This is a genomic window from Thiomicrorhabdus sp., assembly GCF_041583835.1.
Lineage (GTDB): Bacteria > Pseudomonadota > Gammaproteobacteria > Thiomicrospirales > Thiomicrospiraceae > Thiomicrorhabdus.
Genome location: NZ_JBFHFC010000017.1, coordinates 1 through 18,106 on the forward strand (window position 1 = coordinate 1; position 18,106 = coordinate 18,106).

Below are 18,106 nucleotides of genomic sequence, written 5' to 3' on the forward strand. Positions count from 1 at the left end.
GTATGGGGTTTTAGATGAAACGGGTGATCCTGTGTCACCCGGAAAGTTGGGATGCCGGCATCTCTCTAAACGGTTAGAACATCTGAATATTAAAGCCCATCTATTTGGTCATATTCATGGTGGCTATGGCAGACATGAAAATGGACGTTATTTGTCGCTCAATAGTGCGGCACTGGATGAAGATTACCTTGTCCGAAATAGACCACAGATTTTCGAGATTAACTAAAGTAGGGATATTAATTGTGTCAGTAATTGAAGATATAAAATATAAAGCAATGGTACGAGTTAATTCAAAATGGATTTCTCATCCTTCGTCAAAAACAATAGATAAATTTCCTCACATTTTCTTCAAGAATGGTGAGCCTTTTAGAGAAGTTAATCACTGGGCATTAGACAAATTCCATGGTTCAAATGGTAATTCTTTGAAAACTATCACCAGATTAATGCGACACATAAACAGTTACGTTAACTGGCTTGAAGAGCATGATCTGCATTGGAAGCAGTTCCCAAAACAAAAAAAAGAGCGTTGCTTACTTATTTACCGCGGCTACCTGATGGATCAGATAAGGAGCGGAAGAATGCAATGTACAACTGCTAAAGCGAATATGGCATCCGTTATTCAATTTTATCGCTATGCTCAAGTTGAAAACCTGATAGAAACAAATCAACCTCTTTGGCAAGACAAAACCCAAATACTTCATTTCCATAACTCCGTCGGATTTAATCGAACAATGTCAGTTACTTCAAGTGAACTGTCAATTCCTTGCAGAAGACAAGGTGGCCTTACAGTTGAAGGTGGCTTGCTACCGCTTACAACTGAAAATAGAGAAGTTCTTCTAAATTTTCTGAAAATGCATGAAATGCAAGAGTTGTATTTAATGCTCTTGCTCGGCTTCTTCGTCGGCTTAAGAAGCGAGACGATTAGAACTCTGAATATTGAAGTACTGGAAAACTACTATGAGGACCCTCAAACACCAAACTTCGTGAGAATCAATGTTGGCCCAGGAACGAGAGTTAGAACGAAATACGATGTGTCTGGTCAAGTATTAATGCCTGAAGCTCTAAGACAAGCTTTGATTGATTATTACTATTCGGAACGTGCCTTATTCAGAAGAGTCAATGCCGTCTCAGAAAATAAAGAATTAATCTTCATCACAAAAATGGGGAATCCATATTCTGAAAACTCCTTCACCAAACTCATTTCTGATTTAAGAAACAAGATGGCTCAAAAAGGGTTAAGTCAGTTTAAAAATTTTAAATTTCATCAATCAAGGGCTACATACGGCACGATGATGATGACAATTGCCCTTGAGAATTTGAGTCATACCAATGCTATCGCAATAGTCCAGGACGCAATGTTGCACAAGCATGAGCGAACCACTTGGCAATACATAAAATTCCTTGAACAAAAATCTGTGAAGGAAGTTTTTTTTGATGAATTCTTTCTCGCTTTTACTGGACAACACAAAGATACAAATGAGCTTATCGCGCAGCTAGTGAACTATGAACAATAACAAATTACCAGATTTAAGAATTCGACACGATTTGGTCGAAGATCACAAAACCAGATTCGAATTAAAGCGATTTGCTTTTCTAGGCGGTGCCGATGTTAATTCATCAGCGTTTACAAAAGATCTTAATTCGGGAAAGTATTATGAACTGATACCTTCAAGAATTGATCTACTCTCAAAAATAAAAGAGGAACTTGAATCCTCCCTAATATCTGGTCACAACAGCTTAGAGACGGTGCAAAATAAAATATCCGTACTCAAAAAGTTTTTCATATATTGCGACGGTTCTACTCTTTTTAAAGAGGTTTCCGTCATCAAACTTAAAGAAGCCTATTTAACGTATTCTGATCATCTGTTTGTACAGACTCACACCGAAACCACGAAAAATAAAGCTTCCAAAAATACCATCTATGAACATCTAAACCTTCTTGGAAATTTTTTTGGAAAAATTATTAACCATACGGGAACTCCATTATTCAAACAAACTCGCCTATCAACATCCATACCCCGCACTCGAAAAAAATTACTCGGAAAGGCTCAAGATCAACAAAACCTCAGTGAGGTATTTAAATTTGGGAGTGTGCTCTTCGACATATGCACTGGAATAACCAAAGACAAAATTTTGGGCACTCTACCCACCATAGTTCAAATAAGAAACGGGGTAGTTCACAACAATCAGATATTTTTTCGAGGAATCCTACTCCCTAAATCAGAAATATGGGTACGCCACTCATATGAAGAACTTAAAGAAATGTTCCCCCAAAGAGCAAAAAGCACGATAAATGCATTGGTCACACAAGCCAAGAAAGCCAGAGAACCAAGCAGGGATATAAAATCATCTGGAAGACACTCTATTTTCAATTCACGAATTAGAGCCGAATTTTTGGTATTTCTAGCAATGACAAATTGCAACACTATAGTCGCCAAAAATTTAAAACGACACAAATACGACTACAAACCTTTAGGAGATGTGTATCAAATACGAGAATGGAAAGCCCGAAAAGGCGGAAATGTAATATTAGAAATCCCTAAATCATACAAACCAATGTTCGAGGCCTATTTAGAGTTTAGAGATGATTTTGTAAAGGACTACCCAATGAAAGGGGACGACTGGTTATTTCCTATAATAATTGGCCCGACAGGCGGTAAAAAACACAAAACCCATGGATATAGCAATAGTGTAGATGAGTACAAGTACATTAGAAAATTATTTAAAGAACACAATATTCCATGGTTCACAGGTCGAAATTTAAGACCTACTTTTTTAAATCTTTTGTATAGGAAAAGTGGAGATGAAAACTTAACTGCTGAACAAGCCTCCCATCTCAAACAAACCTTTCGAGAGCATTACGACCAGCCTTCTCTTCAAAGATCCCTATTAGAAATAACACGCTTTTGGAATCAGCATGATCCCATCCAGCATAACAACCTAACCGCTTCTGTAATCAATAGTCCCTGTGGTGGAATTCCTGAAGCAACAGAGAATAAACCTAAAATCATTGTTGATCCCAACTGTACAAACCCTTCCGGCTGCTTATGGTGCAAACATTTTAGAGATTTAGATGAATTTGATTACGTATGGTCATTACTCAGTTTCCGACACTTAAAAATAATCGAATCGTCTATCTCATTGACGAGTGAAGAGAAACCATCTGACCTCGTCGTAATGAGGCTTAATGAAAAAATTCATTGGTTCAGAAAAATCTCAACTGACACAAATCACAGCTCATGGGTTGAAGAAGCTGAAGAGAGATTAGATGAAGGGAGTTTCCATCCGGATTGGTCAGTTTTAATTGAATTATTAGACGGGAATCTACTTTAATGAATAAAAAGCTAATTGAAGCATTACAATTCAGAGGCAAAACTACACTAATAAATGCTTCATCAAACTTCTTTAAACCAACGACAATGCCTCCTTCTGAGGACTTCGTTATCTCAGTTAATAGTGAAGGAAAAACTGTTTCCAAATATGGGGATGATTCGTGGGACTTAAGACCTTTCAATGGTTCCGTAATGTATTTTGATAAACATGATGACCAAAACAATGCGGAATTTAAAGAAATCATGTTTTTGTGGATTTACCACTACGTCTTATTTCCGCGCACACATAAAAGCGTAACCCCAATTTATATAATCTTTCAGAAAATTGCTGCTATTTGCTATGAAAATGGCGTATCTATGACAAATCTCTCCAGATTTCCACGGTTAATTGAAAAAATAGCTCAAACAATGCCACCATCATATTTTAATCCCAGCGTGACATATCTAAATAAATTATTGTCCATTAAAGATGAATGGGGAAAGTGCGTTCTTGATGAAAAAGGAATTGCAACATTTTGCACTTTCAACCCTCACTACTTACAAGGACAAAACGCAGCAATACCACCCCGCATATGGAATTACACCATCAACTGTATAGACAAGATCTTAGGCGACTTTATAGAGCATCAAGACCGCATTACAAATGCATTTAATTGGTTAGCAAAAGCCTATTCTCACAATTTAAAACTTGAAATAAACGATCGTTATCGAACCCCCTTTTCATACAAGAGCATACACAAAAATATCAGAGTACTTTATGAAGGAAACTTCGAAACATTTGCTAAAAACTTTGGCATTTATCCATTAATGGATAAATACCTAGCCAAAGACAAAAAAACAGGGAATTTCGAAATAACTCAATTCAGTAAGCTTTTTACAATAGGGCGATCTGCATCTATGGTATTTATTCTAAATTACACATTGATGCGAAGAAATGAGTGTGGCTCTATACGATGTGATGCCTTTCAGTTCGATGAAGATGAAGTCTATGGTCGTTTAGCAATGATTATTGGCGAAACCACCAAAACAGAAGACAACAATGAGGCAAGATGGCCAACTAGCGAGTCAGTAGAGAAAGCATTTACAGTAGCAAAGTCATTATCTAATTTAAGAATGTTATTTGCCCCTGAAAGTCTTCCAACAGAAATAAAAAGCAACCCTTTCTTATTTACTCCCTCTTACGAGCCATGGGCGCCAAAACATACAAACCTAACAAAGATCAAAAATGTCCGTAGTTTTAGTGAAACGTTCTTACATGAAATATTTGATGCTAATGAAATAAAAATCTCTGAAGAGGATTATCGAATTGCACTAGCGCTTACACCTTCACTAACAAGAAAAAAATGGTTCAAAATAGGCTCTCCATGGCAATTCAACTATCATCAATTTCGTAGAACTGTTGCCGTTAGGCTTGCTGAAGCTAATGTTTCTGAATCAACTATTCAATATCAATTAAAGCATAGAGATAGGGCTATGCAATATCACTACACAAAAAACCACACTCGATTGCACTTTAGTTCAGAAGCAGCCGGCGTAGTACTCTCAGAAAAATACAATGCGTTATACCGACAACTCGAAACTATCGTTACAGATGAAATACAAACTTCTTTTATTAAGCCTCACTCCAGACTTAATATCGATGTCCAGATAGTCAACTTATTAGAACAAAGGGACAAAAATAAGATTATCAAACTAATTAAAAATGAAAAAATTAACTGCAGACCAACGTTACTAGGGTTTTGCCTTAAAAATGGATCTTGTGAATATGGAGGAATTGAGTCTGTTTCAAAATGCGCAGGAGGTGACGGAGCGAACATATGTGCTGAGGCTATATTCAGCAAATCCAATGAGCAGCATTTAATCAGACTCAAACAACAGCATGAGGAATCACTAAAATTGATTGATGAAGCAAGTCCAAAATACTGTGCATTGAAAAAAGAAATTTACGCAATAGAGGTTTACCAGAGTGTCATCAATCGAAATTAAGTACCAAACTGCCGAGGAAAAATTTAGAGCATCTTTTGAACGCTTAAAAGCAGATAAACCTGATCGTCTTCCTAAAGGAACAAAACTAAGTCAAGCAAATGTAGCTAAGGAAGCTGGCGATCACCCAACTGCTTTGAAAAAAGATCGTTATCCAAGTTTGATTCTTGAAATTCAAGATGAAATTTCTAGAAGAAAAATTAAAAGCGACGGCGTTAAAAACGCAAACGATAAAAAACGTAAAACCGACAAAGAGCGCTTAAAAGATTGTCAACTGCAAAGAGATAAACTATCAAACATAGTAGACTCCCAAGAGGGCTATATTGAAGAGCTACTATATGAGATAGAAAAAATGAAAAAAGTACGTACTCACACAAGACAATAATGAATCAAAATGGTTTGACAATTACTTATTTGCATGAATTATAGTAATAAAACCAGGTTTAACTTCCTTGATTAGAATTTCTTCGGTATTTACCCAAGCACCTGACCGATCCATTCTTTCTTTAAAGGAAAGTTTATTTTTTCTTGAACGATCAGACCTGGTAACAAACAAATCTTTATTAAGAGAAACTTTAGTATTCATTTCAATTCTCCCTTAAGAAACGACGCAACTCTTGCCTAGTCAAATTGTCTTTGCAATGGTCTACAATCCTACTTGTTCTAGCGCCAATGGTCTTTGTAGCATGGCTTTTATTGTTCTGATCAACCGTAATAGAAATGACCCGGTTGTCGCTATGCTTATCCCACTGTCTGACCTGACCATTCTCACTAAACTGCCAATCCAGCTCATTTCCATCAATACTTGAAAGATCATTAGTTAAATCAATAACTGTATCATAACGTTCATCCGGATCCACAGCCAAGCATTTTCTGATTACTTTTCTTAACTTCTCAGGAATATGTTCGAGAAAATGAGTTCTATCAGGAAAGTTTCCTGCTCTAAGATCTTTTGTAAATTCTGCTATATTCAGCGTCTTATCAGGATTAGCGTATTTTGCAAACTGTTGCTCAAAATCACGTTCACCGTTACACATCCGGTACAAACAGAGCCCAACCTGATAAATATCAAATGCATTAGTAAACGCTGTTGTAACCAATACTTCAGGAGGAACGTGTTTATTATAAAAACCATCCGGAGAAGCCAACCCTAGAGCATTTGTATGCTTTGCCAAGCCGAAGTCAGATACTAAAGCTTCATTATTGTTCGATAAAAGGATGTTGTCAGGCTTCAAATCAAAATGAATTAGCCCTTTGGAATGTATGTTATGGAGTCCACTTAGAAATTGAGATGCATACCTAACAATTTCTCTTACAGTGAAAACTTTCTGTGCCATATTAGCTTTTAACGACCCTTTTTGAAAATATGGCAGTGCTATATAAACATGGTCTGGATCCTTACAAGCATAGTGCACAGGCACAACATTTTGATGCGAGCTTAAATATAAAGTCTTAGCTTCTTCAAAAAAGAGTTCCTCTTGGCCATTAAAAGCTTTTTTTTGAACTTTCTTAATGACTAAATCTGCACCCAGGTGATGGTCATAGGCTATATAAACTTTTGAGTTTTTCCCCTCAAAGCCGATCTCCTCCAGAATATCAAATACAACTTCCGCTTTGTTATAAGGCTGAATCATAAAGCCGCTCCCATCGCCGCGAAGACTGCCTCTTTTTGTACTGGTATTAATTCTCCCCAATTCTCAACATCATATTCAAGTTCATTTTCAATGTACTTCTTAAAGTTAGCGCGAGGAAAACCTAATTTTGCCGAAATTGTTGATATATGACCGGTGTAATAATAGTCAACGCCACTGCTTGCGATCGCTTCTTGTATTACACCTTCTATTTGTAGCCTTAATATATTCAAGTGCTGAGAAGTAGGTTCTGTAATTTTTATACCAACTCTAGTAATTTCAAATTCTCTAAAAATATCAAGTATATTTGAACGAATAAACTTTAGCTTTTCTGGCGTTTCTAAAGCTAATGGAACATTTAGTTTCTCAATATTCGTGATTGCTCCTTCACCTGAATCATAAACAGCAAAAGTTACACTTTTGGGCTCTACCCTAAGTCCTATACAATTCATAACACCTCTTTCCATTTAATTGAACACCCCATGGATGGAATTTGTTCAAGTGGCCCTTTTCCTGTTTGTGCTACCTGCTTCATTGCTTCAAATAAATCTCTTCGAGTTCCTTCGGGTGCTGTTTCTTTTCGTGATGCATCAAAACGACCTCTGTATTGTAATTTCATTGTTGATGAGTATCCAAAAAAGTCAGGGGTACATACTGCTTGAAATCGCTGTGCAACCTCTTGTGATTCATCGATTAGATACGGAAATGAAAATTCCATTTTTTCCGAAATTCGAATCATATTTTCGGTTAAATCTTCTTCGTATAAGGATTGGTCATTGGACATTATTGCTACAGAGTTAACCCCATACTCGTCTTTTAATCTCCTAGTGTCTTCAACCAACCTTGGAAGAATTGCTTTAATGTATGGGCAATGATTACAAATAAACATCACTAATAGTCCGTTTCCCCCTTTTGCTTTTTCGAGTGTCCAACGTTCTCCATAAACATCAAGTAGGTCAAAATCAATTGCATCTGCATCAAAGTCACAAACAGGTGTTGTTAGGCTTACCATTTTATTTCCTCTTTTGTACAACGTTTGACAGTTCGCAGGAACGATGATTTGTTAGTATTTGCATTTTTAAGTCCATTAGTAAGGGCAATTAGTTCGTCAGCAATTACTTCTCTTAGTTTGTCTTTTGGGGCAGGCAAATCGGAATCATCTATAGGCTGAAAAAAGTGGTCCTTTCCAATGTTTATTAAATGATGCCACCACCCATGATTGATTCTATTATGTAAGGCCATAAGACCTAAAAGGTGCTCTGGGCTTTTCGCTTCTACAAATAATGACTTTGGCACAGGCATCTTTTCATTTGAAGAGCCATCTCTGATATTTTGATAAAAGGAATCAAAGATTTTTGAACGTATTTTAGGGGTTCGATTTACGATATCTAGATAGAGTGCGGTAATAACAAACACATCCGTATAGTAGTAACGTATTTCCATTGAGTCATTAAGAGGGTTTAGCTCCATTAAAATAACTCCACCTTGAACGCCTACTCCTGATTGGGTTGGCTCAAATCCAAGATATTCACAAAACTCAACATCTGGTCGAAGCATTGATTTATGTATACGCCATGTTGACGTTGTTGCATTCTTCAGTACAGTTTTTAATTGGATTTTTCTTACACTATCCTGGTCGTCAAGAATAATATCAAATCCATCCCTATCCACATCTGGCGTATACAGACTTAGATCATAACCTCGTAAAGCTGCGGCCAACTTGAGATCATAAAACAGCCGATAATTTACTAATGATTCCTTTGTTCGACTATTTTCTTCTTTGAAGAGGAATTCCTCTAACTCTATTTCCACATTATTCTCCTAAAATCCAAACAATAGGTAAGCATAAACAATTTATCCTATAAATACCTTGGGTATTATTTTTATAATACGAATTTAGTACACTAAATCTTGTTATTTATCTTTGAAGCTAAGTTTTTGATTAATTTAATGAAATTATTTAGCTGCTTAAAAAACTTTTAGGTAATTAAATATTACATAAAAAATTAAGGATGTTGTATGGCTCAATCCCCAGAATTAGCTGGCGGCGAAGGTTTTACTTTTGAAGGAGATATTGCTGCTTTTTACCTTAGCGCATTACTTTCTGAGTCATATGCTCCAGGAACAGAAAGCAAAACAGTAACCTGTGTATCAGTCCAACAACGTGATTTTGGTGAACCTCTTGATGATATCATCGTTGATTCTGAAACTATCGATGGTAATAAGTCGAGACTTAGTTTACAGGCGAAGCGTTCCTTGACTATAAGTTCTTCTAAAACGAATAAGGATTTTCGAGATATTATTCGAGATAGTTGGAATACCTTCTCAAAAATTGATTTTCGTATCAATATTGATCGGTGTGGCGCCGCTGTAGGCACCATTTCAGACTCAAAAAAAAGAGCGTTACAAACATTATGCGAATGGGCTCGAGAAAGCACTAGTTTTGAACATTTCGAGCAAAGATTCTCTTCAAGTGGAAGTGCGAGTTCAACTATAACCTCTGTAAAAAATGAGATTGAACTTCTCTTAAATGAAGTCAAAAGCTCACAAGTATCTAGCGAAGAGCTTCATCAGTTTTTGAGTCACTTTGTTCTTATTCAGTTTGATTTTATTCATGAAGGTTCAACTCACAAATCCCAAGCATTAAATCTCATTCGAGACTGTCTTATTCCATCAGAATCACATAAGGCTCCATTAGTTTGGTCTAGACTTGTCCAGCAGGCTCGTTTGTCTGCTGGAAAGTCGGGGGTCATTGACCGTCCGAAACTCGTTCGAGTTATATCGGAAATTTCCCAGTTAAAAGGCGGAACTTCATACATAGCTGACTTAGAAATATTGAAAGAGCTAGCTAAAAGCTCGATGGATTTGATTTCAGATGATATAGGAGGCTTTACCTTTGAGAGAACAGAGCTTTACGAGAAGCTAGGTAGATTATTGTCTAAAGCAAGACTCGTTCAAGTAAGAGGCCTTCCAGGATCAGGAAAGTCCGTCTTAGTGAAGCAACGGGCTAAAAAAGCTCTTGAAGACGGGACTGTTTTGTTTATAAAGGGAGAACAACTTGATGGTTTTAATTGGATTACCTATGCAAGAACCATAGGTTTAAGTAATCTTCCTTTAGAACACTTATTGGTTGAAATAGGAGCCACTGGAACCCCCATATTGTTCATTGATGCTATTGACCGAATTAAAAGAGTACACCAGCCAATAATTTTAGACCTTATTCGTACTATTTCTGAATCAAAGCTGTTAGATAATTGGCGAATAGTTGCTTCTTTAAGAGACACAGGGGTTGAAGTCCTTCGAAACTGGTTGGGCAGTTTTCTGGACCACTTACAATTTGAAACCTTAACTGTAGGTCAATTAACCGATAATGAGGCTGATGAATTAGCGAATGCACAACCCAATTTAAGGCCTATTTTATTTGGGAATTCAAAAGTAAGTGAGATTGTTCGCAGACCATTTTTTGCTAAAGTGCTTTGCCAAGGATTTACAGTTAATTCTGCGGTTAAAGGGACAGAATATACTCCTGGCTCCGAAAGAGAGTTAATAGAACATTGGTGGGTGCATGGTGGCTTTAATGAAGGAGGTCAAAATGCGCTTGAACGTCAGAGAGTGCTTCTTGAGTTAGCATCCCAAAATGCTCGTTCTTTCGGTGAACCTATTAGGAATAGTCATCTTTCATCAATAAATCAACTAAGCAACTTAATTTCTGACGGCATTGTTCAGCCTGCTAGAAAAGGCGTCAGTGTTCGCTTTTCTCATGATATTTTTTTTGAATGGTCTTTTTTCTATGTTTTAACGGACAAAGGTTCAAAATGGATAGATGAAATTAAAGCTTGTGGAGAGGCTCCCGCATTAGCAAGAACAGTAGAATTGTTATCCCAATGGGAGTACTTTGAAGGTGAGTCTTGGCAGGTTTATTTAAAAGTGCTAAAAGAAGATATTAGTCTTCGAACACAATGGCTCAGATCATGGCTTTTAGGCCCACTTGGAACAACTGAGTTTACAAGTCACATAAAATTATTTTCCAAACTGGCTTTTCAAAATGACTACGAACTTTTTGTAAAAGTGCTGGTATGGTTCCAAGCTGAAAAAACAGTTCCAAATTTAAACCTATCCTCCAATTCGGTTTTTGAAATCAATAGCCAACATTATTCATACCTACTAGCTTGGCCTTCTGATTTTGCCTCTTGGAGCCGACTTATCAATTTCACTCTGTCCAATATTGATAACCTCCCTTCCAATTTATTTCCAGAAATACTATCTATATTTGAGGTATGGCAAAACGCTTTAGCCGGTATTTCAAATCCTGTATCAGAATCAATTCTTACGCAATGTGATAGTTGGCTACTTTCTACAAATTCAATTAATTATTTCTCTGAGTCTGATCCAGATACGACATTTTGGAAAGGAATTTCAGATTTAACCTCATTTAAATCCTCACTAGTTAGACTTATTTTAATGTCTTCACGAGCGCACCCTGATATCACGAGTGCTTTTTTGAATCGTGTTATTTCAAAAAAAGTACGCGAAGATGAATTTAACGAAATTGTGGGGTTTTCCCCAATATTGAGTCAAACCCATCCTAGGTTGTTAGTCGATCTTACGCTTTTATCTTTTAAGATGGAATTACCTCATGACAGAGTTAAAAGACAAAAAGAGGAAGAAAAAAAAGATCTAGAAAGGATAGAAAAAATTTTAGCAAAACCTGAAGAGGAAAGGACAAGGAAAGAACAGCAAGCACTATCTTTTCGTTCAGGATTGGGGATTATCAGCAATTTCAGCATGCAAGACTGGGATAGTCTTGCCATTCATGATCATTTGGAAAATTTCTTTCCACCTTCTCCGCTTAGAGAACCATTCAACTCTCTGTTTAAATCAGCACCAGATGAAGCCATTCGTTTATTGTGTGAGTTATGTAATCATGCAATTTCAGCTTGGCGGCAGTTACATGAGTATTCACATGAAGGTAATGGAACTCCAATTCCCCTGGAAATAAATTTCCCATGGGGAACACAACGTTTCTGGGGATCAAACAGAGAGTACTTATGGTGTCGAGGTTATTTTGGTCCCAATATCATTGAATCAGGGTTTTTAGCACTAGAGGAATGGTGTTTCAAAGAACTGGATAAGACAACGGATATAAATAAACTTTTAAAAAAAATTCTAGAAGATAATGAGTCCATAGCAATACTCGGAACTGCTGCAATGATTGCTATACAATCTGATGCAACATCAGAATCATTAGCCCCCTTATTTACTTCCCAACGTTTGCTTTCTGCAGATGAAAATAGATGGCACCAGGAAATCTCTTCATCAATGAAATCAAACTTAATGGGCTTTAAACCACATGAAAAAGAGCATTTCATAGCTGTAGATGCCTTGAATAATAAGACAGTTCGTAAAAAACCTCTTAGCTCCTTAATTACACGTGCAATTTTCTCGGGAGATAAAGCCTTAAGTGATCGTGTCAAAAATAACGTACTACAGTTCAAAAATAAATTACCTTTTGAATACGAAGAGGATATTAACCAACCTGAAATTGAAAGCGAGTTACTGGAAGAAGCCAAAAAATTTGAAGAGTTGGTAGTCATTGAAAATTATCATGCATATAAACCAGAAGAAAATTCTGATTTACTAGAAATCGTGCATGTAAGTCCCTCAGCTTCTAGTCCAGAGAGCATTGTTAAAAGAAAACAGAATATTAGTTGGCTTCAACAAAGTAATCTTTGGGCATGGGCCGCAAGATACTTCGAAGAGGGTGTATTATCAGAATCATTTACTTTGAATGATGCGATTAGAATCGCCAAAGAAGCGGATACGGCGAATATATTTTCTAGAACAGTAAATGTTGATGAAGAATTGATTGATGTTCGAAGAGGCGCTGTAGCTGCCACAGCCGCTTTAGTATTGATTCATCGGAATAATACTTCACTCGAATCTTTAGAGTGGGCACGTGATGTGCTGATTCGTGCCGAGCTCTTCCCTGAAACATTTGGTGCTTATTGGTCACCAAAATCTGATATTTCATGGCATCCATCTATTTATGTAGCACATGGACTTGTATCAGAAATTCGTGAGGGAACGGAGCAAAATGATACTGTTGAACGCTTGCTTAGGCTAGTGAGCCATCCTTTAGAAATTGTATCAATATCAGCCCTTAGTCAGATATGCATGCTTTGGGAAAGCAACCCTAAGCTAACTTGGTGCGGGATTCGTTTAGCTTTAAGGCTGTGTCACTATAATTCCTGTGAATCAAAACATTTTGGAAGCCCATATCATTCAAGTGAAGAAACCCAGAGTATTCTTAATGAAGCAATTCAGCAGTATACCGGCGATAAGGTATGGCTAAACTTACCACTTCCTCCGCCAGCTTGGGTAAAAGTTAATTTAAATGCAGAGCCGCCAATTTACCCTGCTTATGAGTACTTTGATGATGAAGACTTAAATAACGTAAGTGAGGTTTGGGGAGAGCCACTGTCACATTGGCGCTCAAAGTATGCCGCAAAAATTTTTCAGTTAATGCCTGTTAAACAAATTTTGAATAGTGAAGCTAATGAACTATTTTTAGATTTTCTTCAAAAACATCTAGATTGGACTATTGAAAAAAATGCTCCTTCATGGGCAAAAACAGTCCGAAGAAGAAATAAATCTACTCTTCATTATGAATGGACGCTTACATTATCTTCGAGTTTAGGTTTCGTATCAGGGCTCACTTCTTTCCAAGACTTTAAGAACCGTTTTTTAGATCCAATTCTTAAATTGGATGAAGATATTTGCTGGGTTCTTTTATCCCCTTTAATCGAAACAGCGATATGCAACTATATATATGATGCTGAAAAGATTCACCCAGAAACTATTCTTCATATTCAACATTCACTTGATCGACTTTTGGAAAGTAAATCATTTAGAAGAGGTTCCTATAGAGCTGGGAAATTGAGCGGTTTTAAATTACCACAGCTTGTTAGAAGCATGATGTTTGTCTCCGTTGAAAGAGCTGATTTGTCTAGACGTTTCGTCAATGGAAATTGGTCTGAAATTCTGGTTATCTTACCTATTGTTGATAAATTCATTCGCTCCGCTGGTTGGGCAACTTCAGTTATAAGCCCTTTTTTGACTCTTTGTGAGAGGTCTAAAGAGCATTATCCTGTTGCTGAATTTGCCGATCAAATTCTTTCGATTTTGACAAAAGATGCAAATTTCATACATGAATGGAACCGGGAATTGGTCCCTTCAAGAATTGCAGAACTAGTCCATTACTTCGCATACAGAGATGGACAACTAGAATCAAGTTTGGCCAAGAAGTATTTAATGATTCTCGACTTCCTGATTGACATGGGAGACCGAAGAAGTTCAGCACTTCAGCAAGATCAAATGTTTAAAGAAATTCGTTTAAATTGAAGCGTATTATATTAGTTTTAAAGAGCGTATAGAATTTACGAAGGCTTGAATCGCCACTAATTTACTAGACTCTTCCCTGAATTTCAGATTCGTATTGATAATACGACACCAACCTTTTCTGCAACAGTGTCTCTGGGCCATTCAAACAATACCCTATCATTAAGACCTATGCGATGGAATCAATCCTTACAATATATGAAAATGAGAAAACAACCTCCATGAATTTGTTTTTAAAGTGCGTTTACTAGGCCCACGTAATTAGTCAATAATAGTCTTAAAAATCAAGGGAGATTAATGATGGCGAAAATTAAATCCATTAAAAATTCTGAACAACACAAATTAGCGTTAAAGCGTATAGAAGAGTTGTTTGATGCAGAGCTTGGTACAGAAGATGGTAATGAACTTGAAGACTTAGTGACTCTCGTACACGAATATGAAGACACTAACGTGCAAATTGACACCCCTGATCCAGTTGAAGCTATTAAATTTCGAAAAGAACAAGAAAGATCTAAAGAAAAGTAAGTGGTTCGAAGTATATATTACTGAGCTTTCAGATTTTTGCTGATCAGTGATTGCTAGATTGTAAGCTGCTTTACTGCCATTTTTTCTTTAGAAGTCCGACCATCTTTTAATTGGATGACTCTGCCAAATAATATTAAGAAACATCTTTTTCAGCCAAGCATTACGTCCAATTAAACATTCAACCTTTGAAAAGGTTAACTTGAAGATAGAAGGCAAAACACATAGACAACCTTGCTTCATGAGGACGAATAGAAGGAGGTTGAAGTCCTCTACCATGTGCTGACCCTATATGAGTCCTATAAGCTCCAATCCCGTCCACAATTGATGAAAGTCCTTGCAAGATCCTGTTTTGATCCTCTGCCAATGTCTGATTAGAATTTAAACCAAGATGTTGCTTAACAGCTCGCCATAACGGAACAATTGTTTGTTTAGATGGCATATCTAATTCATTAGTCTCAATATATGTTTTACAAAGTGCTTCAATGATTGAACTAGCCGCAGTGATCGCAGCATGAGGATCTCTATCTATCTGCGATATAGCCCTTTTAAATTCAGCCTCGACAGATCCAAAATCACCCGCTTTAAAATAATCTGAAAGAGATTTAGTGGCTGGACTTGAACCTGCCAAAACAATATAACCATTCAACTGATATGTAAGTTGATTTCGTGCAAGACTCGTTTTTATCCGTTCTTGTCCATTTTCAATTTACGGAACCAAATCTGAAGGTTCCATATCCATAAACCCCTGAATTACCCCTCCAAGAACCTCAAAAGCATCGATATTTGGATCTTCATTACACCTTTTTAACCATTTACTACATTTAGTTTCACAATTTCCTTTTGGCACATCTCCTAGAGCACCACTTTCCATGAATAAAGAATTGAGAACTGAATGACTGTAATAAAAGTCTGCGATTACTGTAGAAACAGCACCGATGACAGAATTTGGAATTTTATTTGTCAATCCGCACCTACCTATCTAATCAAATTAACTTATACAATATGAAAAACAGTATATTAAAACGATAGACATAAAAACCCTAAATTTTAGAAAAAAAAACCAAATTCCATAGACATAGAGAAATCAAATAAACACCAGAAGGGCAAAGGGCTCACGAACGTCTACTCTGTATGTCACTCGTATGTACAATTTCAACTCAGAGTTGAAACTACAGTACCGCGGACGACTGGATGAATCCCGTAAAGAAACGGCACCCGAAGGCGTTCGAAGAGATCTTTTGGAAGCTATGAAACAGGTCGCCGGGACAGGAAAGGGTCCTTTAGAACAGATTCCGTCAATGGGCTGTTCGATTAAATGGAAGGCCTAAAATAACCTAATCCCCTCCTCCAAAACCGGGATGAACGTTCCCTCCCGGCAAATAACCAAAATCGCACCAAAATAAGCGATATTTGCACCACATTTATACGCAAATTCCACTATACGAAAATATAACCACCCTCTTACCCCCTAAATTAAAGGGGTACGCAAAATTGGCACACAAAATGTTAAGTGGTCGAAGATTTTTCAACCAAGAGAACATTTTATGTTAAAAAACCTTTCCCCTCTGGCACTAGGGCTGTCCGCAGCCACTTCACTAATGTGCTTATCTCTAACCGCTTCAGCTGAAACGGAATTCAAACGCGAAATATTTACAGTCGAAAAAGCCATCCCTCCGGGACCCAACGTCTTCGTTAACGAAGCCAGCTGGGACGGCGCAAGTAAGATTCACGTCTACGGACAAGAAGACCTAAGTTACAAAGGCGAATTAGCCCTTGGACTTACTTCGCAAATCGTCTCCTCAAGCGACGGCAAGCAAGTCTATGCTCTTTCACACTATATGAAACGCTACACCTACGGCCCTGTCGAAAGCGCGCTGCAGATTTTTGACGTCGCCACTTTGACGCCAATTAAAGAGATCATTATTCCGAACAAAGCGGTACAAGCGATCGGTATGAGCGGCTTGATTGAAAAGAGTGCGGACGATCACTACGTCTACATTCAGAATGCCACTCCGGCAACTTCGGTCACCATTGTGGACATCACCAAAGGTGAAGTTCTTCCTGAACTACCGGTTCCAGGATGCTACGGAATCTTCCCTGCGGAGAAAGGCAATAAATTCTCTACCTTGTGCGGTACGGGAAAAATCAAAACCTTTACCATGAAAAACGGCAAATACAGTTCTGCCGATTCGGAAAAAGTATTTGACGTCGACAATGACGCCTTATACGTTCACGCGCAACGAGCCAAAGACGGCAAATTGATTTTCACCTCATTCAACGGAAACCTGTATGTGGTGGACGACAGTGGCGAATCGGCAAAACTGCTGGAAACCATTGAAGTTGCAAAAGGCGTGGAAGGCAACTGGGCACCGGGCGGATACCAAGTCACAGCCTATAATGCACCGACCGACACTTTATTTATGATCATGCACCCCGATGCTTATGAAGGCAGTCATAAAGATGGCTCAAAAGAAATCTGGGCATACAACCTAAAAACCCGCAAACTGGTCAGTCGTTCACCTGCTGAAAACCTGGTTGCGATCTCCGTAAACCAGGAAAAAACGCCTACTGTATTCGGTTCCAACGAAGAAGACGAAACAGTTGACGAGTTCACCGTTACCGATCCGGAAAAGTTTGTCCTTTCGAAAACCGCTTCTGACGATCGTGCCAGCTGGACAACTTTCCTGACGGTGGACAAATGAGCGAAATTATCCCATACCTCAATCTGGCCTGTCTGGTCTTCATCATCTTATTGATGCTGAAAGCCGCACTGCACAAGGCGTTTGATTTCTTGGAATTTCAGGGATTCGTTGCCGATTACGAACTGATCCCCGAAAAACTGATCAAACCCTTCTCTGCGGCTCTAGTCGGCCTAGAGTTGGCCTCGGTAGGAATGATGTTGGTGAATTCGTTGCGCGACTACGGACTGATGCTGGCGATTGCACTGTTTATTGTGTATGCAATTGCCATCGGTATCAATCTGTTACGCGGCCGTACCAGCATTGAATGCGGTTGCGGTGGTGCGCCACAGCTATTAGGACCGGTATTGATCTGGAGAAATGCGCTTTTGGTACTTGCAGCGGCATTGCCGTTAGCGGGTATCCCTGAAAACATGAGCGCTCCGGACATACTGATCGCAATGGCGGCGGGAATTTTCCTGTGGACACTGTACAGCTTATTCGAACAGACCAATGCCAACCTCATCTTTCTTAAATCAAAAAAAATATAGGATATTTT

The 18,106-nt window shown here is 38.0% G+C and carries 15 protein-coding genes and 2 pseudogenes; 10 read left to right on the forward strand and 7 right to left on the reverse strand.

Features of this window, described 5'->3' with window-relative positions; translation table 11 throughout:
• The 5 genes and pseudogenes from ABY044_RS08810 to ABY044_RS08830 form a co-directional block, all read left to right on the forward strand.
• Window positions 1-226: pseudogene (locus ABY044_RS08810) on the forward strand (hypothetical protein); the annotation flags it as partial.
• Between the two features lie 16 nt (window positions 227-242).
• On the forward strand, window positions 243-1,514 hold the full coding sequence (locus ABY044_RS08815; protein ID WP_373019974.1) for a hypothetical protein: 1,272 nt from the start codon (window positions 243-245) through the stop codon (window positions 1,512-1,514).
• On the forward strand, window positions 1,504-3,333 hold the full coding sequence (locus ABY044_RS08820) for a hypothetical protein (RefSeq protein ID WP_373019975.1): 1,830 nt from the start codon (window positions 1,504-1,506) through the stop codon (window positions 3,331-3,333). Before ABY044_RS08815 ends, ABY044_RS08820 begins: the two co-directional genes overlap by 11 nt.
• On the forward strand, window positions 3,333-5,318 hold the full coding sequence (locus ABY044_RS08825; RefSeq protein WP_373019976.1) for a hypothetical protein: 1,986 nt from the start codon (window positions 3,333-3,335) through the stop codon (window positions 5,316-5,318). Before ABY044_RS08820 ends, ABY044_RS08825 begins: the two co-directional genes overlap by 1 nt.
• The gene (locus ABY044_RS08830; RefSeq protein WP_373019978.1) at window positions 5,299-5,700 is read left to right on the forward strand and encodes a hypothetical protein; all 402 of its coding nucleotides are present in this window, start codon (window positions 5,299-5,301) and stop codon (window positions 5,698-5,700) included. The genes ABY044_RS08825 and ABY044_RS08830 overlap by 20 nt, the downstream gene beginning before the upstream one ends.
• 21 nt (window positions 5,701-5,721) lie before the next feature.
• Here ABY044_RS08830 and ABY044_RS08835 read toward each other — a convergent pair whose 3' ends face one another.
• The 5 genes from ABY044_RS08835 to ABY044_RS08855 are packed head-to-tail and all read right to left on the reverse strand — an operon-like array spanning window position 5,722 to window position 8,758.
• Window positions 5,722-5,901, reverse strand: a complete 180-nt coding sequence (locus ABY044_RS08835; protein WP_373019980.1) for a hypothetical protein — start codon at window positions 5,899-5,901, stop codon at window positions 5,722-5,724.
• A gap of 1 nt (window position 5,902) precedes the next feature.
• The gene (locus tag ABY044_RS08840; protein ID WP_373019982.1) at window positions 5,903-6,949 is read right to left on the reverse strand and encodes a serine/threonine-protein kinase; all 1,047 of its coding nucleotides are present in this window, start codon (window positions 6,947-6,949) and stop codon (window positions 5,903-5,905) included.
• A complete protein-coding gene (locus ABY044_RS08845; protein ID WP_373019983.1) occupies window positions 6,946-7,413 on the reverse strand; it encodes a hypothetical protein in 468 nt (155 codons plus the stop codon). Before ABY044_RS08845 ends, ABY044_RS08840 begins: the two co-directional genes overlap by 4 nt.
• The gene (locus ABY044_RS08850) at window positions 7,395-7,958 is read right to left on the reverse strand and encodes a thioredoxin family protein (protein ID WP_373019985.1); all 564 of its coding nucleotides are present in this window, start codon (window positions 7,956-7,958) and stop codon (window positions 7,395-7,397) included. The genes ABY044_RS08845 and ABY044_RS08850 overlap by 19 nt, the downstream gene beginning before the upstream one ends.
• A complete protein-coding gene (locus ABY044_RS08855) occupies window positions 7,952-8,758 on the reverse strand; it encodes a hypothetical protein (protein WP_373019987.1) in 807 nt (268 codons plus the stop codon). Before ABY044_RS08855 ends, ABY044_RS08850 begins: the two co-directional genes overlap by 7 nt.
• A gap of 207 nt (window positions 8,759-8,965) precedes the next feature.
• Here ABY044_RS08855 and ABY044_RS08860 point away from each other — a divergent pair, with 207 nt between their 5' ends.
• Both ABY044_RS08860 and ABY044_RS08865 read left to right on the forward strand, forming a co-directional pair.
• Window positions 8,966-14,347: a hypothetical protein gene (locus ABY044_RS08860; protein ID WP_373019989.1), complete on the forward strand. Its 5,382-nt coding sequence runs from the start codon at window positions 8,966-8,968 to the stop codon at window positions 14,345-14,347.
• Window positions 14,348-14,641: 294 nt separating this feature from the next.
• A complete protein-coding gene (locus tag ABY044_RS08865; RefSeq protein ID WP_373019991.1) occupies window positions 14,642-14,869 on the forward strand; it encodes a hypothetical protein in 228 nt (75 codons plus the stop codon).
• A 178-nt stretch (window positions 14,870-15,047) separates the two neighbouring features.
• Here the strand turns inward: ABY044_RS08865 and ABY044_RS08870 are convergent, their stop codons facing one another.
• Together ABY044_RS08870 and ABY044_RS08875 are read right to left on the reverse strand one after the other, a co-directional pair.
• Window positions 15,048-15,497 (reverse strand): abortive infection family protein, encoded by a 450-nt coding sequence (locus ABY044_RS08870; RefSeq protein ID WP_373019993.1) that lies wholly within the window; start codon window positions 15,495-15,497, stop codon window positions 15,048-15,050.
• A 78-nt stretch (window positions 15,498-15,575) separates the two neighbouring features.
• On the reverse strand, window positions 15,576-15,833 hold the full coding sequence (locus ABY044_RS08875; protein WP_373019994.1) for a hypothetical protein: 258 nt from the start codon (window positions 15,831-15,833) through the stop codon (window positions 15,576-15,578).
• Window positions 15,834-16,029: 196 nt separating this feature from the next.
• Between ABY044_RS08875 and ABY044_RS08880 the strand changes: the two are divergent.
• The 3 genes and pseudogenes from ABY044_RS08880 to ABY044_RS08890 all read left to right on the forward strand — a co-directional run.
• A pseudogene (locus ABY044_RS08880) lies at window positions 16,030-16,197 on the forward strand (thioredoxin family protein); the annotation flags it as partial.
• Window positions 16,198-16,413: 216 nt separating this feature from the next.
• Window positions 16,414-17,571: an amine dehydrogenase large subunit gene (locus ABY044_RS08885; protein WP_373019995.1), complete on the forward strand. Its 1,158-nt coding sequence runs from the start codon at window positions 16,414-16,416 to the stop codon at window positions 17,569-17,571.
• Entirely contained in the window at window positions 17,568-18,098 is a 531-nt protein-coding gene (locus ABY044_RS08890; RefSeq protein ID WP_373019996.1) for a MauE/DoxX family redox-associated membrane protein, read from the forward strand. The genes ABY044_RS08885 and ABY044_RS08890 overlap by 4 nt, the downstream gene beginning before the upstream one ends.
• Window positions 18,099-18,106 lie beyond the last annotated feature (8 nt).

What these genes read in the sequence shown, in the direction of transcription:
- ABY044_RS08820 (WP_373019975.1), top strand. Translation starts at nt 1,504, where the DNA reads ATGAACAATAACAAATTACCAGATTTAAGAATTCGACACGATTTGGTC.
- ABY044_RS08825 (WP_373019976.1), top strand. Translation starts at nt 3,333, where the DNA reads ATGAATAAAAAGCTAATTGAAGCATTACAATTCAGAGGCAAAACTACA.
- ABY044_RS08835 (WP_373019980.1), bottom strand. Translation starts at nt 5,901, where the DNA reads ATGAATACTAAAGTTTCTCTTAATAAAGATTTGTTTGTTACCAGGTCT.
- ABY044_RS08840 (WP_373019982.1), bottom strand. Translation starts at nt 6,949, where the DNA reads ATGATTCAGCCTTATAACAAAGCGGAAGTTGTATTTGATATTCTGGAG.
- ABY044_RS08845 (WP_373019983.1), bottom strand. Translation starts at nt 7,413, where the DNA reads ATGGAAAGAGGTGTTATGAATTGTATAGGACTTAGGGTAGAGCCCAAA.
- ABY044_RS08850 (WP_373019985.1), bottom strand. Translation starts at nt 7,958, where the DNA reads ATGGTAAGCCTAACAACACCTGTTTGTGACTTTGATGCAGATGCAATT.
- ABY044_RS08860 (WP_373019989.1), top strand. Translation starts at nt 8,966, where the DNA reads ATGGCTCAATCCCCAGAATTAGCTGGCGGCGAAGGTTTTACTTTTGAA.
- ABY044_RS08865 (WP_373019991.1), top strand. Translation starts at nt 14,642, where the DNA reads ATGATGGCGAAAATTAAATCCATTAAAAATTCTGAACAACACAAATTA.
- ABY044_RS08885 (WP_373019995.1), top strand. Translation starts at nt 16,414, where the DNA reads ATGTTAAAAAACCTTTCCCCTCTGGCACTAGGGCTGTCCGCAGCCACT.
- ABY044_RS08890 (WP_373019996.1), top strand. Translation starts at nt 17,568, where the DNA reads ATGAGCGAAATTATCCCATACCTCAATCTGGCCTGTCTGGTCTTCATC.